This window comes from Priestia sp. ABM2_011 (assembly GCF_056158845.1).
Map to the genome: position 1 here is coordinate 843,497 of NZ_JBSWUB010000001.1, position 24,491 is coordinate 867,987.

The 24,491-nt window shown below is 39.0% G+C and carries 22 protein-coding genes, 1 pseudogene and 1 other annotated feature; of the genes and pseudogenes, 21 read left to right on the forward strand and 2 right to left on the reverse strand.

The window, feature by feature from the left end; genetic code table 11:
• Positions 1-33 precede the first annotated feature (33 nt).
• Positions 34-2,358, forward strand: a complete 2,325-nt coding sequence (lon, locus tag ACXAE4_RS04475) for an endopeptidase La (RefSeq protein ID WP_014458105.1) — start codon at positions 34-36, stop codon at positions 2,356-2,358.
• A complete protein-coding gene (yihA, locus tag ACXAE4_RS04480) occupies positions 2,355-2,942 on the forward strand; it encodes a ribosome biogenesis GTP-binding protein YihA/YsxC (protein ID WP_013059364.1) in 588 nt (195 codons plus the stop codon). Before lon ends, yihA begins: the two co-directional genes overlap by 4 nt.
• Before the next feature lie 93 nt (positions 2,943-3,035).
• Here the strand turns inward: yihA and ACXAE4_RS04485 are convergent, their stop codons facing one another.
• Positions 3,036-3,521 carry a LiaF transmembrane domain-containing protein gene (locus ACXAE4_RS04485; RefSeq protein ID WP_013059363.1) on the reverse strand — a complete coding sequence of 162 codons (486 nt, stop codon included), beginning with the start codon at positions 3,519-3,521 and terminating at the stop codon, positions 3,036-3,038.
• Between the two features lie 329 nt (positions 3,522-3,850).
• Between ACXAE4_RS04485 and hemA the strand changes: the two genes are divergently transcribed.
• From hemA to ysxE, 8 genes and pseudogenes are all read left to right on the forward strand, one after another.
• Entirely contained in the window at positions 3,851-5,191 is a 1,341-nt protein-coding gene (gene hemA / locus ACXAE4_RS04490) for a glutamyl-tRNA reductase (protein ID WP_033579644.1), read from the forward strand.
• Positions 5,192-5,205: 14 nt separating this feature from the next.
• Positions 5,206-6,039: a cytochrome C assembly family protein gene (locus ACXAE4_RS04495; protein WP_013059361.1), complete on the forward strand. Its 834-nt coding sequence runs from the start codon at positions 5,206-5,208 to the stop codon at positions 6,037-6,039.
• A gap of 13 nt (positions 6,040-6,052) precedes the next feature.
• Positions 6,053-6,984, forward strand: a pseudogene (gene hemC / locus ACXAE4_RS04500) (hydroxymethylbilane synthase).
• The gene (locus ACXAE4_RS04505; protein WP_049166235.1) at positions 6,984-7,757 is read left to right on the forward strand and encodes a uroporphyrinogen-III synthase; all 774 of its coding nucleotides are present in this window, start codon (positions 6,984-6,986) and stop codon (positions 7,755-7,757) included. The pseudogene hemC and the gene ACXAE4_RS04505 overlap by 1 nt, the downstream one beginning before the upstream one ends.
• A gap of 17 nt (positions 7,758-7,774) precedes the next feature.
• The gene (gene hemB, locus ACXAE4_RS04510; protein ID WP_289578481.1) at positions 7,775-8,755 is read left to right on the forward strand and encodes a porphobilinogen synthase; all 981 of its coding nucleotides are present in this window, start codon (positions 7,775-7,777) and stop codon (positions 8,753-8,755) included.
• Between the two features lie 16 nt (positions 8,756-8,771).
• Entirely contained in the window at positions 8,772-10,061 is a 1,290-nt protein-coding gene (hemL, locus tag ACXAE4_RS04515) for a glutamate-1-semialdehyde 2,1-aminomutase (protein WP_013059357.1), read from the forward strand.
• A gap of 147 nt (positions 10,062-10,208) precedes the next feature.
• Positions 10,209-11,348 carry a stage VI sporulation protein D gene (spoVID, locus tag ACXAE4_RS04520; protein WP_028411727.1) on the forward strand — a complete coding sequence of 380 codons (1,140 nt, stop codon included), beginning with the start codon at positions 10,209-10,211 and terminating at the stop codon, positions 11,346-11,348.
• 77 nt (positions 11,349-11,425) lie between these two features.
• Positions 11,426-12,475, forward strand: coding sequence for a spore coat protein YsxE (gene ysxE, locus ACXAE4_RS04525; protein ID WP_013085128.1), 1,050 nt, complete (start codon positions 11,426-11,428; stop codon positions 12,473-12,475).
• Between the two features lie 11 nt (positions 12,476-12,486).
• Here the strand turns inward: ysxE and ACXAE4_RS04530 are convergent, their stop codons facing one another.
• Positions 12,487-12,684 (reverse strand): hypothetical protein, encoded by a 198-nt coding sequence (locus ACXAE4_RS04530; RefSeq protein WP_013059354.1) that lies wholly within the window; start codon positions 12,682-12,684, stop codon positions 12,487-12,489.
• Positions 12,685-12,914: 230 nt separating this feature from the next.
• Positions 12,915-13,159, forward strand: a binding site (T-box leader).
• 82 nt (positions 13,160-13,241) lie between these two features.
• Here ACXAE4_RS04530 and ACXAE4_RS04535 point away from each other — a divergent pair.
• The 11 genes from ACXAE4_RS04535 to mreD all read left to right on the forward strand — a co-directional run bounded on the left by ACXAE4_RS04535 (position 13,242) and on the right by mreD (position 24,382).
• Positions 13,242-15,884, forward strand: coding sequence for a valine--tRNA ligase (locus ACXAE4_RS04535; RefSeq protein WP_034265552.1), 2,643 nt, complete (start codon positions 13,242-13,244; stop codon positions 15,882-15,884).
• Between the two features lie 96 nt (positions 15,885-15,980).
• Positions 15,981-17,279: a bifunctional folylpolyglutamate synthase/dihydrofolate synthase gene (locus ACXAE4_RS04540; RefSeq protein ID WP_289578480.1), complete on the forward strand. Its 1,299-nt coding sequence runs from the start codon at positions 15,981-15,983 to the stop codon at positions 17,277-17,279.
• Between the two features lie 156 nt (positions 17,280-17,435).
• Positions 17,436-17,993 carry a DUF420 domain-containing protein gene (locus ACXAE4_RS04545; RefSeq protein WP_028411723.1) on the forward strand — a complete coding sequence of 186 codons (558 nt, stop codon included), beginning with the start codon at positions 17,436-17,438 and terminating at the stop codon, positions 17,991-17,993.
• Between the two features lie 185 nt (positions 17,994-18,178).
• On the forward strand, positions 18,179-18,373 hold the full coding sequence (locus tag ACXAE4_RS04550) for an ATP synthase subunit B family protein (protein ID WP_033579647.1): 195 nt from the start codon (positions 18,179-18,181) through the stop codon (positions 18,371-18,373).
• Complete coding sequence (locus ACXAE4_RS04555) at positions 18,370-19,125, forward strand: prepilin peptidase (protein ID WP_475235549.1); 756 nt, start codon at positions 18,370-18,372, stop codon at positions 19,123-19,125. Before ACXAE4_RS04550 ends, ACXAE4_RS04555 begins: the two co-directional genes overlap by 4 nt.
• Before the next feature lie 117 nt (positions 19,126-19,242).
• A complete protein-coding gene (locus ACXAE4_RS04560) occupies positions 19,243-20,325 on the forward strand; it encodes an SPOR domain-containing protein (protein ID WP_289578478.1) in 1,083 nt (360 codons plus the stop codon).
• 111 nt (positions 20,326-20,436) lie between these two features.
• Positions 20,437-21,006: a Maf family protein gene (locus tag ACXAE4_RS04565; RefSeq protein ID WP_033579650.1), complete on the forward strand. Its 570-nt coding sequence runs from the start codon at positions 20,437-20,439 to the stop codon at positions 21,004-21,006.
• A 15-nt stretch (positions 21,007-21,021) separates the two neighbouring features.
• A complete protein-coding gene (radC, locus tag ACXAE4_RS04570; RefSeq protein ID WP_028411718.1) occupies positions 21,022-21,708 on the forward strand; it encodes a RadC family protein in 687 nt (228 codons plus the stop codon).
• A 229-nt stretch (positions 21,709-21,937) separates the two neighbouring features.
• The gene (locus ACXAE4_RS04575; RefSeq protein WP_013059345.1) at positions 21,938-22,963 is read left to right on the forward strand and encodes a rod shape-determining protein; all 1,026 of its coding nucleotides are present in this window, start codon (positions 21,938-21,940) and stop codon (positions 22,961-22,963) included.
• Positions 22,964-22,982: 19 nt separating this feature from the next.
• Entirely contained in the window at positions 22,983-23,864 is an 882-nt protein-coding gene (gene mreC / locus ACXAE4_RS04580) for a rod shape-determining protein MreC (protein WP_013059344.1), read from the forward strand.
• Positions 23,864-24,382 (forward strand): rod shape-determining protein MreD, encoded by a 519-nt coding sequence (gene mreD, locus ACXAE4_RS04585; protein WP_014458115.1) that lies wholly within the window; start codon positions 23,864-23,866, stop codon positions 24,380-24,382. The genes mreC and mreD overlap by 1 nt, the downstream gene beginning before the upstream one ends.
• Positions 24,383-24,491 lie beyond the last annotated feature (109 nt).

A 24,491-nucleotide genomic window follows, 5' to 3' on the forward strand; every position in this document is an offset into this window, starting at 1 on the left:
CTTTAATTGACGAGCATTGGAGGTGTTCATTGCATGGCAGAAAAAGAAAAATTGACAATGCCGCTACTGCCTTTACGAGGTTTGATCGTCTATCCGACAATGGTGCTTCATTTAGATGTTGGGCGAGACAAATCTGTGCAAGCATTAGAAAAAGCAATGATGGATGATCACTTAGTTTGTTTAGTATCACAAAAAGATATGGGTATCGATGAACCAACAAAAGAGGATTTATATAGAACCGGTACGTTGGCAAAAATTAAACAAATGCTAAAGCTGCCGAATGGAACGATGCGCGTCTTAGTAGAAGGGCTAAATCGCGTAACCGTTACAGAATTTGAAGACAGCGAAGAATATTTTGTTGTACACGTGGAAAAGCAAAATGAAGAACATCAGGTTGATGTAGAAGATAAAGCGCTGATGCGCACGCTTTTAGACTATTTCGAACAATACATAAAACTTTCCAAAAAGGTGTCCGTTGAAACTCTTTCAACCGTAAGTGACATTGAAGAACCAGGAAGATTAGCAGATATTGTAGCCTCTCATTTACCAATAAAAATTCAGCTTAAACAAGAAATTTTAGAAACAACTGATGTGAAAGAAAGATTAAATACGATCATTTCTCATATTCAAGACGAGCAAGAAGTTTTGCAACTGGAGAAAAAAATTGGACAGCGTGTAAAGAAATCAATGGAACGCACTCAGAAAGAGTATTATCTTCGTGAGCAAATGAAGGCGATTCAAAAAGAGCTTGGAGACAAAGAAGGAAAGACAGGAGAAGTAGCAACGCTTCGCGAAAAAATTGAAGCAAGTGGGATGACGGACCATGTCAAACAAGTGGCGTTTAAAGAATTGGATCGCTATGAAAAAATTCCTGCTACCTCCGCTGAAAGCTCAGTCATTCGAAATTATATCGAGTGGTTGATTGCGCTACCTTGGACAAACGAAACGGAAGATACGCTCAATATTCATAATGCTGAACAAGTGCTGAACGATGAGCACTATGGCCTTGAAAAAGTGAAGGAACGCGTATTAGAATATCTAGCCGTGCAGCAGTTGACAAAATCTCTTAAAGGCCCTATTTTATGTTTAGCAGGACCTCCTGGCGTAGGGAAAACATCCCTAGCCCGCTCAATTGCTACGTCTCTAGATCGTCATTTTGTACGAGTATCTCTAGGCGGTGTGAGAGATGAGTCAGAAATCCGCGGTCATCGTCGCACGTACGTGGGAGCTATGCCTGGACGCATTATTCAAGGAATGAAAAAAGCAGGAACGATTAACCCTGTATTTCTGCTTGATGAAATCGATAAAATGTCAAATGATTTCCGAGGAGACCCGTCTTCTGCTTTGTTAGAAGTATTGGATCCTGAACAAAATCATAATTTCAGCGATCACTATATAGAAGAAACGTATGATTTATCAAAAGTGATGTTCGTGGCTACAGCTAATAACTTAGCTACGATTCCGGGGCCGCTGCGCGATCGAATGGAAATTATTCAAATTGCTGGTTACACGGAGCTGGAAAAGCTTGAAATCGCGAAGCGTCACCTATTGCTGCGCCAGCTAGAAAATCACGGATTGCAAAAGGGCAATTTGCAGATTCGCGATGACGCCTTAACAGCAATCATACGTTTATATACGAGAGAAGCTGGTGTTCGTAACCTTGAACGCGAAATTGCTTCCATTTGTCGAAAAGCAGCTCGTATCGTAGTCTCTGGTGAGAAAAAGCGCGTGGTGGTGACGGCCAAAACGCTTGAAGAATTCCTTGGTAAGCCTAGGTTCCGCTACGGACAGGCTGAGACGGAAGATCAAGTTGGCGTTGCTACAGGTCTTGCTTACACAACTGTAGGAGGAGACACGCTGGCCATTGAAGTAAGCTTATCCCCTGGTAAAGGAAGACTAGTGCTAACCGGAAAGCTTGGAGACGTGATGAAAGAATCAGCTCAGGCGGCATTTAGCTATGTGCGTTCAAATGCAGAGAAACTAGGAATTGATGAGAAGTTTTATGAAAAACATGATATTCATATCCATGTTCCAGAAGGAGCTGTACCAAAGGATGGACCTTCTGCAGGAATTACCATTGCCACTGCTCTAGTATCAGCACTAACGGGTAAACCAGTGCGTAGAGAAGTAGGAATGACAGGAGAAATTACACTAAGAGGTCGCGTATTACCAATCGGTGGTTTAAAAGAAAAGTCACTTAGTGCACACCGTGCCGGATTAACTAAAATATTAATCCCTCACGATAATGAACGTGATATTGAAGATATCCCTGACAGTGTACAAGAGGAATTAGACATCGTTCTTGTGTCACATGTGGACCAAGTATTGGAACATGCGCTAGTAGGAGAGGTAAAATGAAAGTAACTCAAGCCGATATTGTTATCAGTGCCGTACGCCCTGAACAATATCCTAAAGAAAACCTGCCAGAATTTGCGTTAGCAGGCCGTTCAAATGTAGGAAAATCATCTTTTATTAATAAGATGCTCAATCGCAAAAGCTTAGCGCGTACGTCGTCTAAGCCTGGAAAAACTCAAACGCTTAACTTCTTTTTAATTAATGAAATCCTTCACTTTGTAGACGTACCTGGCTACGGATTTGCAAAAGTGTCTAAAAAAGAGCGTGAAGCATGGGGGAAAATGATTGAAACGTATTTAACAAATCGTGAGCAGCTTAAAGCTGTGTTAATGATTGTTGATCTACGCCATGCTCCTTCAAAGGATGACGTTATGATGTATGAGTTTTTGAAGCACCATGACCTTCCCGTTATGGTTATTGCGACGAAAGCCGATAAAATTCCTAAAGGAAAATGGCAGAAGCACTTAAAAGTAGTGAGAGAAACGCTGGATTTAGATCCAAATGATGAATTAATTCATTTCTCATCTGAAACAGGTGAAGGAAAAGATAAAGCGTGGAAATCTTTGCAGTATCGCATGACTCACTAAACAAAGGAATAGAAGCTAAAAAAATGGAACGTTTATCATCACTCTACCAGGAAGTGAGTCAAACGTTCCATTTTTTTAACTTGTTTACATAGATTACTTTCGTTTGAAAAATAATAAATATAGCCCAACTAGTAACAATAAAATAGGCCAGAAGGTTGTTAAATAATTTACGCCGTCTTCAACTTTTGGCAAAAATAGTTTAAGACGGTCTGAAAACATCATTAAAATGGCAATAATTAAAAGGGTGCCGCCTTGGAAAAAGCCCGATTTGGCTTTTCTAGCACTGAGTAAAAAGCTAATGGCCACCATAAAAACGACCATGCTAATATTCGTAGGCCAAAAGGGAATTTGTTCACTTACATAGAAATGAATACCTAAAGTGATTAATATGTAACTTGCAAGCAAGTTTGAATGATCTTGAGATAAAGCAGACTCAGTTAACAGTGCCGCTCCTATTAAAATTAACAGTACAGGCCACGTGTATACCTTTGCTGCAATGCTCATATGTAGTTCATTCAGTAAGAAAAAGATTCCAAATCCAACTAGTAAGACACCAAAAAACATTGATTGCTTTTTCATAGTAACCTCCAGGTGTTTCAAAACAGAAAACGTGATAAAACGCTGCTTTTTTGATACAATTTATTACGGAATAACAGTTAATATCTTAACACATGTTTTCAAAGACTGTTCACATTTTTTTTTCGAATGACTTATAGAACATGTTATAATAGTTAGAGATAAGGCGAAGATTACATCTGTGTAATGTCCGCCGGTTTTTACGAATAGTAGAATGAAGAACGCCGGATTTTACGGGCAGTTATCTCACTGTAGCTCTTTGGAAATTTAGGGGTTACTGCCCGTCAAATTCGGATAAATAAGCACATTTCAATTATAGGGGGTATGTACAAATGCATATTATAGCAGTCGGCTTAAACTTTCGAACAGCCCCTGTTGAAATAAGAGAAAAGCTTAGTTTTAATGAGCAAGAACTAGCATCTGCCATGAAAACGTTAAGCGGCCAAAAAAGCATTTTGGAGAACATCATTGTTTCAACATGCAATCGTACGGAAATTTATGCTGTTGTTGATCAATTACACACGGGCCGTTATTATGTAAAAGCATTTTTAGCTGAATGGTTCGGAATAGATAAAGAAGAGTTTTCGCCTTATTTAACCATCTATGAAAATGATGGAGCCATCGAACACTTATACCGAGTAGCATGTGGATTAGATTCAATGGTGATTGGTGAAACACAAATTCTTGGACAAGTGCGTTCAAGCTTTTTGCTTGCTCAAGAAGAAGAAACAATTGGAACGGTTTTTAATCAGCTGTTTAAACAAGCTGTGACATTAGCCAAAAAAGCTCATCATGAAACAGAAATTGGTGCGAATGCAGTTTCTGTCAGCTACGCAGCCGTAGAGCTTGCTAAAAAGATTTTTGGAGACTTATCATCTAAACACGTATTGATTCTTGGTGCGGGAAAAATGGGTCAGCTGGCCGTGCAGAATTTATATGGCAGCGGAGCTAAAAAAGTAACGGTAGTGAATCGAACATTTGAAAAGGCACAGGAGCTAGCAAACCGTTTTTCTGGAGAAGCCAAACCATTTGCTGATCTTCAACATGCTTTAAGCGAAGCAGATATTTTAATTAGTTCAACAGGAGCTAATGACTATGTAGTAACGAAACGAATGATGAGTGAAGCAGAGCGTACGCGTAAAGGTCGTCCATTGTTTATGGTAGACATCGCCGTTCCGCGTGACTTAGATCCAGAACTAGATGAGCTAGAGACGGTCTTTTTATACGATATCGACGATTTAAACGGGATTGTAGAATCTAATTTGCAAGAGCGTCAAAAAGCTGCGGATGAAATTGAAATTATGCTTGAAGCTGAAATTGTTGCTTTCAAGTCTTGGCTTGGTACATTAGGCGTTGTACCTGTTATTTCTGCACTTCGTCAAAAAGCACTTACCATTCAAGCTGAAACGATGAAAAGCATTGATCGTAAGCTCCCAGATTTATCTGAGCGTGAGCGCAAAGTGTTAAATAAACATACAAAAAGTATAATTAATCAACTTCTTCGCGATCCAATTTTACACGCGAAAGAATTGGCTGGAGAGAAACATGCTGAAGAGTCTTTAGAGCTGTTCATGAAGATTTTTAATATTGAACAGGAAGTTGCTTTGCAAAAAGAAAAAGAAGAGCAGCTTCATACATCGATTACGTCTCATTCAGTAGCTTATCAGTCTTAAGTGAGGATTGAATAATGGTTGATATGGAATTAACCAGAATCTATGAATTGATTGTGATTTTATACGCGGTGAGCGTTTTATTATATTTTATTGATTTTGTACAAAATAACCGGAAGGCAAACTCGATAGCCTTCTGGTTACTTTCTATTGTATGGGTTTTGCAAACAGCCTTTTTAATTTTACGAATGTTTGAGACGGGAAGGTTTCCTATTCTTACTGTTTCTGAAGGGCTGTATTTTTACGCGTGGGTGTTAATTACTCTTTCACTTGTGATTAATCGCCTGTTCCGCGTTGATTTTATGGTGTTTTTTACAAATGTGATTGGTTTCTTAATTATGGCTATTCATACGTTTGCTCCACTTGAAACATACACGGCTGTCCAGTCGGAGCGCCTTGTGTCAGAATTATTAATCATCCATATTACCATGGCTATTTTATCTTACGGCGCTTTTTCAGTTTCTTTTGTTTTTTCTGCACTGTATCTTGTTCAGTATAATTTATTGAAAAAGAAGAAATGGGGCAAGCGCTTGCTAAGAATTGAAGATTTAACAAAGCTAGATTACATGTCCTATGTATTAATTTTAATTGGTGTACCGCTGTTATTGCTTTCGTTAATCTTAGGAATCATATGGGCTTATATTAAATACGTAGATTTTCATTGGTACGATACAAAAGTGTTAGGTTCATTTTTAATGTTTGTTGCATACAGCGCTTACTTGTATGCTAGACTGCGTAGAGGTATTCAAGGAAAGGCAATCGCGATGTGGAATATTGGATTGTTCTTAGTCTTACTTATTAATTTCTTTTTATTTGGCAGTTTATCGAATTTTCACTTTTGGGGTTCGTAATTAGGAGGACAACATGCGAAAAATTATTGTCGGCTCTCGTCGAAGCAAACTTGCGTTAACACAGACCAAGTGGGTCATTGAACAGTTAAAAAAACAAGGTCTTCCTTTTGAGTTTGAAATTAAAGAAATGGTGACAAAAGGGGACAAAATTTTAAATGTAACGCTGTCCAAAGTAGGCGGTAAAGGTCTTTTTGTAAAAGAAATTGAACAAGCCATGTTAGATAAAGAAATTGATATGGCCGTTCATAGTATGAAAGATATGCCGGCTGTTTTGCCAGAAGGATTAACGATTGGATGTATTCCTTTACGAGAGATCACCGTGATGCGCTTATTTCAAAAAATGGTGAGCGATTTGAGGAGCTGCCAAGCGGTGCTGTGATTGGGACAAGCAGCTTGCGTCGAGGGGCACAGCTTCTATCTATGCGTTCAGATATCGAAATTAAATGGATTCGAGGAAATATCGATACACGCCTAGAGAAATTAAAAAATGAAGATTACGATGCGATTATCTTGGCCGCTGCAGGACTATCTCGTATGGGCTGGTCGAGAGATACGGTCACTCAGTACCTAGAGCCGGAAATAAGTGTTCCTGCTGTAGGACAAGGAGCTTTAGCTATCGAATGCCGAGAAAATGACGATGAATTATTATCGCTTCTTCAAACTCTAAATCATGATGAAACGGCTCGTGCTGTTAGAGCTGAACGCGTATTTTTAAAAGAGATGGAAGGCGGATGCCAAGTGCCGATTGCGGGATATGGGCGTATAGTAGACGGTGGAAATATTGAGCTAACGTCGCTAGTCGCATCTCCTGATGGCAAAACGATTTATAAAGAGCACATTACGGGAAAAGACCCCGTTGCTATCGGTTCAGAAGCTGCTAGTCGCTTAACATCTCAAGGAGCTAAGCTTTTAATTGACCGCGTAAAAGAGGAGCTGGACAAATAATGAGTCATGAGGCTCCTCTTTTTTTGAAAAAAGTTTTGATTACAAGAGAAGCGAAGCAGGCTCATTCATTTGCAGCACAGATTAAAAAGCTTGGAGGCATACCTTTAAGCTTACCAGTCCTCACGTTTGCACGTTCTAACAATGAAAAAGAAGTGGAAGATGTCCTGCTGTCGATTGACTGTTTTGATTGGATTGTTTTTACAAGTCAAAACGGCATTTCTTTTTTCTTTGAATGGCTAAAAGAGTTAAATATCAGTCGGAGTGCTTTAAAAAGATTAAAAGTGGCTGCGGTTGGAGAAAAAACCGCAAAATTGCTGGAAAAATACGATGTTAACGTGCAACTTGTTCCAAAAGAATACGTTGCCGAATCACTTCTTGAGTCGTTAAAAGCAAATGTGTTACATCACGAGCGAGTTCTCCTTGTACGAGGACAATTAGCCCGCTCTGTTTTAAAAGATGGGTTAAAAGAGTGTGAGGTAACGGATTTAGTTGTATATCAGACCATTCGAAATCAAGGCTCTGAACGCTTGGTTAAGCAACATTTAGAAACAGGAATTGATGCCATTACTTTTACAAGTTCTTCTACAGTGAGATTTTTTGTCGAGTCAGTTAAAGATATTCCGAATTGGCTTGAGCTTATAAATGAAACCAAAGTTGTTTGCATCGGTCCTATTACGAGTCAGACGGCGAGCGAATATGGAATTAAGCATCTTGTTCCTAACACATACACAATAAATGGTATGATAGATATGTTGGTTAGTTGTTTTGAATAATAAAGGAGGATTTTAACATGAAAGATTTACAATTTACACGTCATCGTCGTCTTCGTAATTCTGTAAATATGCGTGCGCTTGTACGTGAAACACATTTACATCCGGAAGACTTTATATATCCTATTTTTATTGTAGAAGGTGAACAAAAAAGAAATGCTGTAAAATCAATGCCAGGTGTGGATCAAATTTCTTTAGACTACTTGAATGATGAAATCCAAGAGTTAGTCGATTTAGGAATCAAGTCAGCTATGGTATTTGGTGTTCCCGCTGAAAAAGATGCGGTCGGCTCACAGGCATACCATGACCACGGAATTGTCCAAAAAGGTATTCGTCAAATTAAAGAAAATTTTCCAGATTTTGTTGTTATCGCAGATACATGCTTGTGTCAATACACAGATCATGGCCACTGTGGTGTAATTGAAGACGGAAAAATCTTAAACGATCCTAGCCTTGACTTATTAGCGCGTACAGCGGTTAGTCAAGCTAAAGCAGGAGCGGATATTATTGCGCCTTCAAACATGATGGACGGTTTCGTGGCAGCTATTCGCCACGGTCTAGACGAAGCTGGATTTGAAGATGTGCCGGTGATGTCTTATGCTGTTAAATATGCATCTGCTTTTTACGGACCATTCCGTGATGCAGCGCATTCTTCTCCTCAATTTGGAGACCGTAAAACATATCAAATGGACCCAGCTAATCGCTTAGAGGCACTTCGAGAAGCGGAATCTGATGTCGAAGAAGGAGCAGATTTCTTAATTGTAAAACCAGCTCTACCATATTTAGATATTATGCGCGATGTGAAAAATACGTTTAATTTACCTGTAGTGGCTTATAATGTGAGCGGTGAATATTCAATGATTAAAGCGGCAGCTCAAAACGGCTGGGTAAATGAAAAAGAGATTGTTCTTGAAAAATTAATTAGCATGAAGCGTGCAGGAGCGGATTTAATTGTAACGTATCATGCTAAAGACGCAGCACGCTGGTTATCTGACAAGTAATTAAGGAGGCTTACACATGAGAAGTTATGAAAAGTCAAAAGCAGCTTTTTTAGAAGCGCAGCAACTAATGCCGGGTGGAGTAAACAGTCCTGTTCGTGCATTTAAATCAGTAGATATGGATCCTATTTTTATGGAACGAGGAAAAGGCGCTACGATTTACGATATTGACGGCAACAAATATATTGACTACGTCTTATCATGGGGACCTTTAATTCACGGACATTCCAACGATCAAGTAGTTGAAGCAGTAAAAAAAGTAACGGAATCTGGTACAAGCTTTGGTGCACCAACATTAATTGAAAATGAGCTCGCTAAAGTTGTGATTGAGCGCGTTCCTTCAATCGAAATCGTCCGTATGGTGAGTTCAGGTACGGAAGCAACGATGAGCGCACTGCGTTTAGCGCGTGGCTATACGGGCCGCAACAAAATTTTAAAATTTGAAGGCTGTTACCATGGACACGGTGACTCTCTTCTCATTAAAGCTGGCTCAGGCGTTGCAACGTTAGGCCTACCAGATAGCCCGGGAGTGCCTGAAGGAATCGCTAAAAACACGATTACAGTGCCGTACAATGATTTAGAAAGCGTACAATATGCTTTTAAAGAATTCGGAGATGACATTGCCGGAGTAATCGTTGAACCGGTAGCAGGAAATATGGGTGTGGTACCACCTCAGCCCGGTTTCTTACAAGGGCTTCGTGATATCACATCAGAATATGGCTCACTGCTCATTTTTGATGAAGTAATGACAGGGTTCCGCGTAGCGTACAACTGTGCACAGGGCTACTACAACATTACGCCTGACTTAACTTGCTTAGGAAAAGTAATCGGTGGTGGTTTACCAGTAGGTGCTTACGGTGGTAAAGCTGAAATTATGGAGCGAGTTGCACCAAGCGGCCCGATTTATCAAGCAGGTACATTATCAGGTAATCCGCTTGCGATGACAGCTGGATACGAGACATTAACACAGCTGACACCTCAATCCTACGATGAGTTCATTCGTAAAGCAGATCGCTTAGAAGAAGGATTGATGGCAGCAGCTGAAAAATATGATGTGCCGTTTACCGTAAACCGAGCTGGTTCAATGATCGGTTTCTTCTTCACAAACGAACAGGTCATAAATTACGAAACAGCGAAAACATCGAATTTAGATTATTTTGCAGCTTACTATCGTGAAATGGCTAATGAAGGCGTGTTTTTACCTCCTTCTCAATTCGAAGGAATGTTTTTATCAACTTCTCATACAGATGCAGACATTGAACATACAATTGCAGCAGCTGAAAAAGCTTTTTCAAAGTTGCGTGGATAAACAGCTAAATAGAAATAACTTTTATAAAGAAGCTTACGGAGGATTCCGTAAGCTTTTTTAGTTTTCAAGACATATTTTAATTTATTTGTTCATACATCTTTAATGACCGCGCTATTACCTGGCGGGTGTTGGAAGGGGGAGAACAATTTGTCGCAGGATAATTTATCATGTCTGCGTTTTTCCGTAGAAGAATCAGTATGGTTTCAAAAAGGACAGGAAGTCTCACAACTTTTGTCTATCTCCTTAGAGCCTCAAGTATCTATTCAAGAATATGACCAATATGTGTCTATTCGAGGAGCATTACAATTAACAGGTGAATACGAAACGTACGAGGGAGAGCACTCGTTACGCGAATATACAAATGAGAATCAAGTGCAATCTATCTCTGTCCGTGAAGACGGAACGGCTGAATTATCACATCAATTTCCTGTTGATATTACCATTCCTAAAAATCGTATTCAAAGTATTGAAGATGTATATGTATCTATTGATTTATTTGATTATGAATTACCAGGCACAAATCAGCTGCAGCTAATGGCTGACTTGTCCATCACAGGATTGTACGGGGAACAGCATGAAGAACAAGAACGAGAAGAAGAGGAAGAGTTTGCGGAAGAACAGCACATCGTCTCCTATGAAGAAGCAGACGATGCTGAAGAGGTATATACTGAAAACTTTGCTCAAGAAGAAGAGAAACAAGAGGAGCAAGAGTTTGACGTAAGCTATCGTGAAGCTCCCGCACTTTTAGAGGCAGAGGCTATTGAAGAAGATCATTCAGAAAAGCCTCCTAGTTATTTTTCATCTGTATTTAAAAAAGAATCTCGTGCTGAGCCGGTCGTGGAATATGAAGAGGAAGCATATGAACCATTTGAAGTCGAAGTGAAAAAAGAGGCACCAATCGAGGAAGAAAGAGAAGACAACGTGATTGAGCTCTTTCAGCTTCGTCAAGAGCAAGAAAGCTTCGAAGAATCGCAAGCTAGTGAATTAAATACGTATGCTGACGTTCAACAAGAGGCTGAGCAAGAAAAGGAAAAGATTATTGTTGAATTTCGGAAAGAAGAAAATGAAAGCGGCCGAAATGAAAACGCCCTTTATTTAACAAAGCTCTTTTCGCGGGAAGAAGAAGCTTTTTCAACGTGGAAGCTTTGTATTGTTCAAGACGGAGATTCGCTTGATACGATAGCAAACCGCTATAATACGAATGTACAAAACATTTTACGAGTGAATAATTTAGGAGATGAATATGAGCTGGAAGAAGGAAGCATCTTAAATATTCCCGTTCGTTAAAGTCGGAAAGAAAACAGTTTTGACGCATATAATGTCTTAACTGTTTTCTTTATTTTTTACGAGGAAGGAGAATATAGATGCAGCGGACAGTAGCAGACTACAAAGTATTGTTAAAAGAATATGACTTAGATGTTGACTTTATCGAAGACTACGGAAAAGTAAAAAAAGTCTATACAAAAACTGGCGTATTTGCGCTTAAAGAAATGGCGAATCATCAAGAGCGAAATCAGAACTTCATTCAAAAGTTGCAGAACGTGTATCAAAAAGGGTGGATGGGCTTTGTCCCTATTTATCAAACGAAGCGTTCTCAGCCCATTGTTTCAGATGAAAGCGGCTCGTATTACTTAATGCCGTGGCTCCCAAATAACCCAACCGAAGAGCGTGATATTCGATATCATAAATTATTTCAAGAGCTTGCTAAGCTTCACGGTGCTTCGGCGCAGGAAGTAGAAGTAAAAAAAGAAGATATAGAAAATCATTATACATCGATGAAAGAAACGTGGGAAAAACGTCAGGAAGAGCTGAAGCAGTACGTAGTAGAATGCGAGAAGAAAGTGTATATGTCCCCGTTTGAGTTGCATTACTGTACATTTTATTATGAAATGACAAGAGCGCTTGAGTTTGGTTTTGGAAAGCTCGATCAGTGGAACGATGAAATGGAAGAAAAGGAAAAGATCCGGCTGGTTACGTCTCATGGAAAGCTATCGGCTAAACATTTTATCTATGACGAACGGGGAAATGGTTTTTTTATTAACTTTGAACATGCAAAAGATGCTTCACCGATTTATGATTTGGTCTCATTTTATTTCCGTACTCTTCGCACGTACCCAGTAACTACCTATGACAGCTATGAGTGGTTTAGTACGTATGAAAAACATTTTGCTCTCAGAGAAGAGGAAAGACTGCTTTTGCACAGTTATTTAGCGTTTCCAGAACCCTTGTATCAGTGTATCGTTCAATATAGGCAGCATAAAGAAAGTAAAACGGAGCTTGAACATATGCAGTCATTTATTCGAGCATACTGGCTGACGAAAAACATTGAACAGCTCAATATTAAAATATTTGAAGTAGATCAGCAAAAAAAAATGGCAGCGGAAGCAGCTGCACAAGCCCAAGCGAACGAATAGCGCTTGGGTTTTTAAATCCAGTCCGAATATAAAGCAACCGCTAGTATGGCAAGAAGTGCCAACAACAGTACATCAAAGGTTGTGGGGAAGAATAGTGTACGTATACCTTGAAAAATTGTTAAAGGAACAATAAACTGTCCACAAGCCGCTCCTGCTGTTTTGAGCCACCGCTGCAGCTGATACGAATTTACATTTATTCGTTTCTTCATTTGTACATGCCCCTTTCAATCCACGTGCCCAGGTTAAAGTAAGTATATGAAAAAAGAAAGAAATGGTGCCATTTTTTTGAGCGGACTTTTCATTTTATTTCCAAAATTAGCGAGTGAATGAAAAAATAAAGAGCAGAACAAAAAAATTATGAATATAATCATAAAAAAATGGAGAAGATTATTGACGATTCAACATTTTTTCATATAGTATAATTAAGAGAAATTCATACATAAATACAGTGAATAGGAAGAGTACGGGATGTTCGTCTTTCAGAGAGAGAAATCAGCTGCTGTGAGATTTCTTAAGAATGTGCACTCGGAATGTCGCCTATGAGTAGCTTTTTTGAACAGCTGCATAGCTCAGTAGAAAAAGCCGGTTAATCAACCGTTATGAAATGAAGTGTATAGGCTTATCAAACGGGATACGTCTATAAAAAAAGGTGGTACCGCGAAATCAACTCCTTTCGTCCTTTTATTAGGAAAGGAGTTTTTTTATGTTTATAAAAGCTTTACACAGTTTCTAAAGACTGAAACTTTATATTATGGAGGTATACATTATGTCTGAAAAAGAAGTGACTCTTCCAACGAAGTATGATCCAAAAGCCGTTGAAGAAAATCGTTATCAGTATTGGTTAGACGGGAAGTTTTTTGAAGCAACAAATGACCCTGAAAAAGAGCCATATACAATTGTAATTCCACCCCCAAACGTAACGGGCAAGCTGCATTTAGGCCACGCTTGGGATACAACGTTACAAGACATCTTAACGCGTATGAAGCGCATGCAAGGCTATGACGTTTTATGGCTTCCCGGCATGGACCATGCGGGGATTGCAACGCAGGCAAAAGTAGAAGAAAAGCTTCGCAGCGAAGGGAAAAGCCGCTACGATCTAGGCCGCGAAAATTTTGTAGCCGAAACGTGGAAATGGAAAGAAGAATATGCAAGCTTTATTCGCCAGCAGTGGTCGAAGCTAGGACTTGGCTTAGACTATTCACGCGAGCGCTTCACGCTTGATGAAGGCCTTTCTAAAGCAGTGCGCGAAGTATTCGTAACGCTTTACAAAAAAGGGTTAATCTATCGCGGAGAATATATTATTAACTGGGATCCAGCTACAAAAACAGCTCTTTCAGACATCGAGGTTATTTACAAAGATGTACAAGGTGCGTTTTATCATATGCGCTATCCGTTGGCAGATGGTTCTGGACATATTGAAATCGCAACAACTCGTCCTGAAACAATGCTAGGAGATACGGCTGTAGCTGTTCACCCTGAAGATGATCGCTATAAGCACTTAATCGGCAAAAAGGTTGTCCTTCCGATTGTAGGTCGTGAAATTCCAATCGTAGGCGATGATTATGTAGATATGGAATTTGGTTCTGGTGCGGTAAAAATTACGCCTGCTCATGACCCGAACGATTTTGAAATTGGAAACCGTCATAATTTAGAGCGTATTTTAGTGATGAATCAAGACGGCACGATGAATGACAAAGCAGGTAAATATGAAGGAATGGATCGTTTTGCTTGCCGTAAGCAAATTGTTAAAGACCTTCAAGAAGACGGCGTATTGTTCAACATTGAAGACCACATGCATTCAGTAGGTCACAGTGAACGAAGCGGTGCCGTTGTTGAACCTTATTTATCAACTCAGTGGTTTGTAAAAATGCAGCCGTTAGCAGATAAAGCAGTAGATCTTCAAAAACAAGAAGAAAAAGTAAACTTTGTGCCTGATCGTTTTGAAAAGACATACTTACACTGGATGGAAAATATTCGCGACTGGTGTATTTCGCGTCAGCTTTGGTGGGGACATCGCATTCCAGCTTGGTATCATAAAGAAACTGGAGAAGTATACGTAGATCATGAGGCTCCAGCAGATATCGAAAACTGGGAACAGGATTCAGATGTATTAGACACATGGTTCAGTTCAGCGCTATGGCCGTTCTCAACAATGGGCTGGCCGGATGTGGATGCAGCTGATTTCAAACGCTACTACCCAACAAATGTGCTTGTAACGGGCTACGACATTATTTTCTTCTGGGTATCTCGTATGATTTTCCAAGGTCTTGAATTTACGGGTAAACGTCCGTTTGACGATGTACTTATTCACGGTCTTGTACGAGATGCTGAAGGTCGTAAGATGAGTAAATCACTTGGTAACGGCGTAGATCCAATGGAAGTAATCGAGAAATACGGTGCAGATTCTCTTCGCTATTTCTTATCTACAGGAAGCTCACCGGGACAAGATTTACGCTTCAGCTTTGAAAAAGTCGAAGCGACGTGGAACTTTGCAAATAAAATTTGGAATGCTTCTCGTTTTGCATTAATGAACATGGACGGCATCACATTTGAAGAGCTTGATTTATCAGGCGAAAAGTCAGTTGCGGATAAATGGATTTTAACGCGCTTAAATGAAACGATTGAGCACGTAACAAAATTAGCTGACAAATATGAATTTGGTGAAGTTGGACGCATTCTTTATAACTTTATTTGGGATGACTTCTGCGATTGGTACATTGAAATGGCTAAACTTCCTCTTTACGGAGAAGATGAAGCAGCTAAAAAGACCACTCGCTCAATTTTAGCTTATGTACTTGATAACACAATGCGACTTTTACATCCATTCATGCCGTTTATTACTGAAGAAATTTGGCAAAGCTTGCCGCATGAAGGTGAATCAATTACAGTAGCTAAATGGCCGGAAGTACGCGCTGAGCTTTCGGATAAAGAAGCTGCTAACGATATGCGTTTACTTGTAGATATTATCCGTGCTGTTCGTAACATTCGTGCTGAAGTGAACACGCCGATGAGCAAACAAGTAAAATTATTTATTAAAGCTAAAGATGAAAATATTCAAAGTCAGCTTGAAAAGAATCGTGCGTATGTAGAACGTTTCTGTAATCCAAGTGAGCTTGTGATTTCAACCGATGTTTCATTAGATGAAAAAGCGATGACTGCTGTTGTAACAGGCGCAGAATTAATTTTACCTCTTGAAGGTTTAATTAATATCGAAGAAGAAATCGCCCGTTTAGAAAAAGAATACGATAAGTTAAACAAAGAAGTAGAACGTGTACAAAAGAAATTAAACAACCAAGGCTTTATTGCAAAAGCGCCTGCTAAAGTAGTAGAAGAAGAGCGTGCAAAAGAGCAAGATTACGTTGAAAAACGTGAAGCTGTTCAGTCTCGTATTGCTGAATTACGCGGATAATCAATGGGTTAATAAACTAACAGAAAAAGCGTGGCTTGTATAGCGACGCTTTTTCTTTACATAATAATAGCGATGGAAAAGAAAGGTGAATAAAAGATGATAACGACATATGAAGAAGCGCTTGATTGGATTCATAACAGACTTCGCTTTGGAATCAAGCCGGGGTTAGAACGAATGGAATGGATGCTAGAGCAGCTTGATTTTCCGCAGCAAAATATAAATGCTATTCACGTTGCTGGAACGAATGGTAAAGGTTCTACTGTTTCGTATTTGCGAAATATGTTAGAAGAAGCAGGGTATAAAGTTGGAACGTTTACTTCCCCTTATATCGAAACATTTAATGAGCGGATTAGCGTGAATGGACAGCCTATTTCAAATGAAGCAATGACCGCTCTTGTTCAGGAAGTAAAGCCTGTAGTGGAGCGACTAGAACATACGGACTTAGGGTCAGCAACGGAATTTGAAGTGATTACGATCATGGCTTTTCTTTATTTCGGCTATCATGATTCAGTTGACTATGTTGTGTTTGAAACAGGTCTTGGGGGACGATATGATTCAACAAATGTTGTGAATCCTATGGTGAGTATTATTACAAACATTGGATTTGATCACATGGCGATACTAGGTGATACGGTAGAAGAAATTGCAGCAGAAAAAGCGGGGATTATTAAAAAAGAAGTCCCTATTATTACTGGTGCAGAGCAAGTAAAGGCGCTTGACGTCATTACAGAAGAGGCAAATTTGAAGCAGGCTTCGTTATTTGTGTTAGGAAAAGAATTTAAAATTGAAAACTATGAGCCCTTAGCAAATGGAGAAGGCTTTACGTTAAAAACGCCGTATGGTACATTTGAACACTTGCAATTAAATATGCTTGGCTATCATCAAGTTAAAAATACAGCTTTGGCTGTGATGGCCGTTTGTTATTTAAAAGAAAAGAAAAAGCTTTCTATCTCCAATGAGCAAATGATAAAAGGGATTCAGCATACAAAGTGGAACGGCCGCTTTGAGATAGTAAATGAGCATCCTTTAACGATTATTGACGGGGCTCATAATGCAGAAGGCATTGATAGCTTGTTATCTACTTTACGCCTTCATTATGAAGATCGAAACATTCATTTAATCTTCAGCTGCTTAAATGATAAAAGCGCTGATCGAATGGTCCAAGAACTTGAAACAATCGCTGCAAGTATTACATTTACGTCGTTTGACTTTCCTCGTGCTCGCGCAGCTGGGGAGCTTTATGAGATGAGTACTCATCGTAATAAGCATATGGACGAGGAGTGGAAAAAAGCAATTGCTTACGTAAAGGAAAAGGCGACAGGTGAACAAGACATGGTCGTGATTACAGGGTCTCTGTATTTTATATCAGAAGTGCGGGCCTTTCTTCTCAAATGAGCAGAAGCAGCAAGTGAAATCTTGCTGCTTTTAACATAATGTATGAAAGGGATACAAATAATAAGGAAGCACTAAGTTCAAAGTATTGTCACTTTCACCCCCTAGGTAAGTGATATATAATAAACATGTACATCACTAAATAAGGAGATTGTTAACATGAGTAAGAATAATGAAAAAATTGTACCGAAAAGTAATAAAAACTTTACCGGTATTATTCTTACCTTTTCAGTGATAGCGAATGTTATTATCTTACTGCTATTCTTTTCGAATATTGGCTATCAAGGAAAAGTAAGTTTTGATTTGACTATCTTTCCACGGTTAAATGCTATTTTGAATAGTTTTACGTTTATTTTTTTAGTTGCAGCGTTGATTTCAATCTTTAGAAAAAACATCAATGCTCATAGAGGGTTTATCTTAGCGGCATTCACTTCTACACTGCTCTTTTTAGTTTCATATTTAACGTTCCACTATATCTCAACGGAAACAGCTACGTTTGGTGGAGAAGGAATTGTTCGTCCCATTTACTTCTTTATTTTGATCACACACAGTTTCTTAGCAGCGATTATCGTTCCGCTGGCACTGTTTGCACTTGTGTGGGGCTGGACAATGCAAGTTGAAAAACATAAAAAAATTGTGCGATGGACAATGCCAATCTGGCTTTATGTAAGCCTTACAGGTGTAATTGTCTACTTATTTATGGCTCCTTACTATTAAAAAACGTCTGCTTTTGCAGACGTTTTTTTATGCTGTTTTTGTTTTTTAGTGGTATAATTCTTATTACCTATAAAAGGTGTGTTTTAAGGAAGGAGGCATACAGAATATGACTTTTATGGGTATTAAGATTCAGTTTATTAATGAAGGAGCTGTTTGATACTAATCAATAAAAGAGAGGTGTGGAAATGGATAAACTGTCAAAAGAGAATAAAGGACTTTCTCTCACGCAAGTGATCATACTGGTTATCGTAATAGGTCTTCTAGCAGCTTTTCTCATACCGTTTATTGGCAGCTATTTAAAAGGAAAAGATACATTGCCCCATTCAAAAGAAAATCTACAGTTAGTATTCTATACCCCTGAAATGGAAGGAGTCGTATGAGTATAATTTACCTTTATCTATTCGTTTCAGGTATCACTCTAGGTTCATTTTACAACGTAGCAGGCCTTAGAATTCCTCAGGGAAAATCTATTTTATCTCCAAGATTTCATTGTCCACACTGTTTATACGTTCTTTCTCCACAACAGTTAATCCCCGTAGTCTCCTACATTAAAAATGCAGGAAAATGTAGTATGTGTCGCAAAAAAATCTCCTTCATCTACCCGTTCGTAGAATTTTCGACAGGAAGTTTATTTGTATATGCTTTTTTAAAATTGAATATGACGTTAGAACTGATTGTCATATTAACTTTTGTTTCTTTTTTAACAATTATCGTTGTCTCAGATATAGCCTATATGATTGTCCCAAATAAGGTGCTGCTTTTCTTTTTGCCTATCTTTCTTCTTGAGCGTCTTTTCATTCCATTAACTTCGTGGAGTGATTCTTTAATGGGAGGAGGAATCGCATTTTTTCTCCTCTTTCTAATCGCATTTCTCAGCAGAGGAGGCCTTGGAGAAGGAGATATTAAATTGTATGGTTTGATTGGTATTGTGCTTGGAGTAAAGCTTGTTTTGCTATCACTTTTTTTAGCTATATTAATAGGCGGAACCGTTAGTATAGGAGCATTATTAATGAAAAAGGCAAAGGTAGGTGTACCAATTCCTTTCGTTCCTTTTATTTTTATAGGGACAATCGCTGCTTATTTTCATGGAAACGAATTGATAGATTGGTATGTTAGCAACTATTTTTATTGAGCTTCAAGTCTTCGACAAAGTTAAAATTTCTGTAACTAAATAGCGAAAACCTTTTGTAACAAGACGACAAATGTCTTGTTATTTTTTTTTCTTCTATGATAGCATGGAAAAAAGTGTATGTTTTATGTCGGTTTACCTCAGCTTACAACCGGTACTAAGACTACGTTAACTAAAGGCGGTGGGGCAGTGGACAAGCAGGAACGAAAAATTTCAATTAAAATCAATGGTCAATCTAAGGATGAGAAGGAAGAACAAGCGCCGGAAAAAGACGAATTTACGTGGGTTCTTCCGGAACCGGCATCCAAAGATTCTCATGTGGAAGAAAATAAAGTGGTGTTTATTGAAGATGTAAGAAATGAAAAGAAGAAAAAGCCGCGATTACATCCTAAAAATGTTTCGATTAAAACAGTAAACGGCGGTGTGATCAAACGAACGGCTGTGATTGTATTGCTAGCAGTCGGAATAGGCAGCGGCATTGGTATGGTTGGTGTGAAAATGATGACAGGAAGCGAACAGCCTGTAGGAAAAGCACAAACAAGTGAGCGAGCGAAAGAAGAAAAAACTGCTCAAACAGCGTCTGCCACTGAAAGTGTTGGTAAAGCTGAAAAGAAAAGCGAACAGGAATCGAAGGATACGTCAGCTGCTGCTTCTACTTTAGACCCTTTTTCCTTTTACATTGTGCAAGCAGGTGCTTTTTCATCAAAAGCTGCTGCAAATAAAGCAATGGATAAATGGAAAGAAGAGAACGAAGCAGGCGAGATTTTTTCACCTAAAACCTATTCTCTTGTCGTTGGTGCTGCCACTGGAGAAGAAAAAGCAAAGGCACTTAGTAAAACGTATAAACAACAAGGTAAAGATGTATATGTAAAGTCTTATGAAATTAAGCCCACCAGCGAATTAGGGAAAAAAGATCAAACGGTTATAACAACAGCGCAGCCGTTTATGGCTAATCTCTTAGATCAATCTGTTAAAGCGATTGAGGGAGAGCGGGTAGCTGATATCAAATCTTTGAAAAAAGAGCTGACAAAAGTTCAGAAAGAAGCGTCAAATGAAGACATTAAAACCATGGTGAGCACCCTTCAAAAGGCTGCGGCTTCTCTTTCTTCATATGAAGACAATAAAAGCAGTAAAGACGCTTGGCTTGCTCAGGGATACGTGTTAAAAGCTCTTCAGCAGTATGAAAGCCTTGTAACGTCTTAACAGGTGAGGTAGTGTAATGCTGCCTCACTTGTTTATTGTCATTTAGAGATGAAATTGCTAAAATAACGGTGTGTCCTTCTTTTTTAAAATCAAAATGCAAAGGTGAGATGTATGAAACAAACATTAATTTTAGCCTCAGGCTCTCCTCGTCGAAAAGAATTACTTCAGCAGCTTCACATTCCCTTTACCGTTCACGTTAGTACAATTGAAGAAATCGTCAATCCATCATACACTCCGTCCGAGGTAGTAATGGATTTAGCTAGGCAAAAAGCAGTGGACGTCGCTTCGCATTATAAAGAGGATATGGTCCTAGGCGCCGATACAGTTGTCGTATATGGCAATCGTATTTTAGGAAAGCCAAAAACGAAACAAGAAGCGATTGAAACACTTACGATGCTGTCAGGTCAAAAACATCAGGTGTTAACTGGAGTAGCGTTCGTATCAAATGCAAAAGTTCATACGTTTTATGAACAAACTGATGTAGAGTTTTGGCCGATTGAACAAGATGAAATCGTACAGTACGTAGAGTCAGGAGAGCCTATGGACAAGGCTGGTTCTTATGGAATTCAAGGTCTCGGTGCTGCGCTAGTTAAAAAAATTGAAGGAGACTATTTCTCCGTGGTGGGCTTGCCGCTCTCCCGAACAATACGTGAGCTAAAACAATACGGTTTCGTCTACTAAAAAGGAGTGACGAAATTGGATCAATCATTGCTAATTAAAGATTTTCCTCAAGATGAAAGACCTCGAGAGCGCCTTGTGGCAATGGGTGCTTCTAGTCTTTCTAACCACGAGCTTATTGCTATTTTGCTGCGCACCGGAACCAAAGATGAATCTGTTCTTCAGCTGTCCAATCGCATATTAACGCATTTTGAAGGTCTTCAACTTTTACAGCATGCATCGCTTGATGAAATGATGAATATTAAAGGTATCGGACCTGCAAAAGCGATTCAAATTATAGCGGCTATTGAAATAGGTAAGAGGATTGTACAGCGGAAATCTAGTGAGCGATATACCATTCATGGCCCTGAAGACGGAGCTAATTATGTGATGGAAGAAATGCGCGTGCTGTCCCAAGAGCATTTCGTCTGTTTATATCTCAACACGAAAAATCAAGTTCTCCACAAGCAAACCATTTTTATCGGAAGCCTCAATTCATCTATTGTCCATCCAAGAGAAGTATTTAAAGAAGCCTTTCGCCGTTCAGCTGCATCTCTTATTTGTATTCATAATCATCCCTCCGGCGACCCTACTCCCAGCAGAGAAGATATAGAGGTAACGAAGCGCTTAAAAGAGTGCGGATTTATCATAGGAATTGAATTGTTAGATCATTTAATTATCGGAGATCGAAAATATATTAGTTTAAAAGAAAAAGGATACATGTAAGGCTATGCTTTTTAAAATCCTTGGGTTATAATAGTAGTCATGATTTTAAATGACAAGTTCTTTACAATCATTCGTTATTAATAGACAAAGTATGACTTTTTATCATACAATATTTGGCGTTGACATCTATGAAAAAAGTATAGAAAATAAAAAATGTTACTTATGAAATGAAGAAATTGAATTATGGAATTTTTACCTTTGCATTTTGGTAAGAGAAAGGAAGAGACACATGTTTGGAATCGGTACTAGAGACCTTGGAATAGATTTGGGTACTGCAAATACGCTCGTTTATGTAAAAGGAAAAGGAATTGTTGTGCGTGAGCCGTCTGTTGTGGCTTTGCAAACTGATACAAAACAAATCGTTGCGGTAGGTAACGATGCAAAAAATATGATTGGTCGTACACCTGGGAACGTAGTAGCCCTTCGTCCAATGAAAGATGGAGTTATTGCAGATTACGAAACAACTGCGACGATGATGAAATATTACATCAATCAAGCTCAAAAAACAAAAAGTTTGTTTGCGGGTAAGCCGTATGTAATGGTTTGTGTACCTTCTGGCATTACAGCTGTTGAGAAGCGTGCCGTTATTGATGCGACTCGTCAGGCTGGCGCGCGTGATGCGTATACAATTGAAGAACCGTTTGCTGCAGCAATCGGCGCCAATCTACCGGTTTGGGAGCCAACGGGAAGTATGGTAGTAGATATTGGTGGAGGAACAACAGAAGTTGCGATTATTTCTTTAGGCGGAATCGTAACATGTCAGTCAATCCGTATCGCTGGGGACGAGATGGATGAAGCGATTATTCAATATATTCGCAAGAATTACAATTTAATGATCGGTGAGCGTACGTCAGAAGCATTAAAAGTAGAAGTCGGTTCTGCCGGAATTCCAGAAGGTATTGAAAACATGGAAATTCGCGGACGTGACTTACTAACAGGTCTACCGAAAACAATCGAAATTTCAGCAGAAGAAATTGCAGAAGCGCTAAAAGATACAGTGGCTTCTATTGTCGATTCAGTAAAAAGTACATTAGAAAAAACACCACCTGAACTTGCGGCAGATATTATGGATCGCGGTATTGTATTAACAGGCGGTGGCGCATTGCTACGTAATTTAGATAAAGTTATTAGTGAAGAAACAAATATGCCGGTTGTCATCGCAGAAGATCCGCTTGACTGTGTTGCAATTGGAACTGGGAAAGCGTTAGAACACATTGATTTATTTAAAAATCGTACAAGCGATTCATATCGCTAAATATTAAGAGGTGTAGATCGTGCCACAATTTTTCTTAAATAAACGTTTAGTTATTTTATTGGTCAGTATTATTGTATTAGTGGCATTGATTGGTTTTTCGTTAAATGGTCGTAAAAATGTAACGTGGCCTGAACAGTTTGTCAAAGATACGGTTGGTCTTGTTCAGGCTACCTTTAATGAACCCGCACAATTTGTAGCGGGTTTCTTTCAGAATGTAGGTGACTTAAAGCGTACATACGAAGAAAACGAGGTATTAAAAGCCCGTTTAGACGAACGCATGCAATTAGAAACGAAAGCCAACGCTTTGCAGCAAGAAAATAAAAAATTAAGAGCACAGCTCGACAAAAAAACGGATTTAAGTCAATACAATCCAATCGAAGCAACAGTTATTGCTCGTAATCCAGACCGTTGGCATGAGGTAATTGCCATTGATAAAGGGACGGTTCATAATGTACAGGAAAATATGGCTGTTATGACTCCTGAAGGGCTGATTGGTAAAGTGAAGCATGCATCTAAGTTCACATCTACTGTGCAGTTAATTAGTTCATCAGATCGTACAAACCGTGTATCTGCTAAAATTCAGGCTAAAAAAGAAGTGTTTGGTTTAATTGAAGGCTATGATGATAAAGAACAGGCGCTTGTTATGCGTCGTATTCCTTTTGATGCTGATATTAAAGAAAAGCAAAAAGTAGTAACGTCCGGTCTAGGACAAGAAGACGGCATTTTTCCTAGCAATCTTCCAATTGGCGTTATCACAAAAATTGAGCCTGATGAATATGGATTAACGAAAAAAGCTTATATCAAACCTGCTGCTGACTTGTATGACTTAGATAACGTAGTTGTAGCTAAAAGAAGTGCGCCCGCTGCTGAAGACGATTTAGGGGCGGAGGAGGCTAACTGATGAAGCGGTTTGTCCTTCCTATTCTCGTGCTTGTCGTTTTTATGTTTGAAAGTATCTTTGTTAATTTTGTCGCCATGGCATCACCATGGCGAGACTGGATTCTATCGCCTCACTTTGTTGTAGTGGTACTGGCTTTTATGGCAGTGTATTATCACCCAAAGCAAGCGATGCTATATGGGGTAATCCTTGGATTCATGTACGATATTGCCTTTACGGATGTCTTAGGAGTATACGCGCTTGGATTGCCGGCCGTATGCTATATCGTATCAAAACTAATGAAGATTTTTCAGCAAAATACGCTTATCGTAATCTGCATGTCGCTATTAGCTGTAGCCATTATTGAGTTTTATGTATATGGAATTAATAGCATTATTAATATATCCGATATGACCATTGGTCGCTTCTTGCAAGAGCGATTTTACGCAACCATCATTTTAAATGCCATATTTGCACTCATTTTTGCATTTCCGCTTCAAAGATGTTTTCAATATTTCGCTAAATTTATCGATGAACGCTGATCCGAAAATATATTACGCTTCTCGTTCGTGATGTGATAAAAATGCTGATTGAAGAAACGAAAAAAAGGAATTGAGTAAGTCTCTGTCGAAATTATATATTCGTTGAGGT

Coding starts and splice junctions, on each gene's coding strand:
- mreD (WP_014458115.1), top strand. CDS start 23,864: ATGAAGCGGTTTGTCCTTCCTATTCTCGTGCTTGTCGTTTTTATGTTT.
- ACXAE4_RS04535 (WP_034265552.1), top strand. CDS start 13,242: ATGTCTGAAAAAGAAGTGACTCTTCCAACGAAGTATGATCCAAAAGCC.
- hemL (WP_013059357.1), top strand. CDS start 8,772: ATGAGAAGTTATGAAAAGTCAAAAGCAGCTTTTTTAGAAGCGCAGCAA.
- hemB (WP_289578481.1), top strand. CDS start 7,775: ATGAAAGATTTACAATTTACACGTCATCGTCGTCTTCGTAATTCTGTA.
- ACXAE4_RS04565 (WP_033579650.1), top strand. CDS start 20,437: ATGAAACAAACATTAATTTTAGCCTCAGGCTCTCCTCGTCGAAAAGAA.
- ACXAE4_RS04505 (WP_049166235.1), top strand. CDS start 6,984: ATGAGTCATGAGGCTCCTCTTTTTTTGAAAAAAGTTTTGATTACAAGA.
- ACXAE4_RS04495 (WP_013059361.1), top strand. CDS start 5,206: ATGGTTGATATGGAATTAACCAGAATCTATGAATTGATTGTGATTTTA.
- hemA (WP_033579644.1), top strand. CDS start 3,851: ATGCATATTATAGCAGTCGGCTTAAACTTTCGAACAGCCCCTGTTGAA.
- ysxE (WP_013085128.1), top strand. CDS start 11,426: ATGCAGCGGACAGTAGCAGACTACAAAGTATTGTTAAAAGAATATGAC.
- ACXAE4_RS04555 (WP_475235549.1), top strand. CDS start 18,370: ATGAGTATAATTTACCTTTATCTATTCGTTTCAGGTATCACTCTAGGT.
- yihA (WP_013059364.1), top strand. CDS start 2,355: ATGAAAGTAACTCAAGCCGATATTGTTATCAGTGCCGTACGCCCTGAA.
- ACXAE4_RS04545 (WP_028411723.1), top strand. CDS start 17,436: ATGAGTAAGAATAATGAAAAAATTGTACCGAAAAGTAATAAAAACTTT.
- ACXAE4_RS04575 (WP_013059345.1), top strand. CDS start 21,938: ATGTTTGGAATCGGTACTAGAGACCTTGGAATAGATTTGGGTACTGCA.
- ACXAE4_RS04530 (WP_013059354.1), bottom strand. CDS start 12,684: ATGAAGAAACGAATAAATGTAAATTCGTATCAGCTGCAGCGGTGGCTC.
- ACXAE4_RS04485 (WP_013059363.1), bottom strand. CDS start 3,521: ATGAAAAAGCAATCAATGTTTTTTGGTGTCTTACTAGTTGGATTTGGA.
- ACXAE4_RS04540 (WP_289578480.1), top strand. CDS start 15,981: ATGATAACGACATATGAAGAAGCGCTTGATTGGATTCATAACAGACTT.
- lon (WP_014458105.1), top strand. CDS start 34: ATGGCAGAAAAAGAAAAATTGACAATGCCGCTACTGCCTTTACGAGGT.
- ACXAE4_RS04560 (WP_289578478.1), top strand. CDS start 19,243: ATGTTTTATGTCGGTTTACCTCAGCTTACAACCGGTACTAAGACTACG.
- ACXAE4_RS04550 (WP_033579647.1), top strand. CDS start 18,179: ATGGATAAACTGTCAAAAGAGAATAAAGGACTTTCTCTCACGCAAGTG.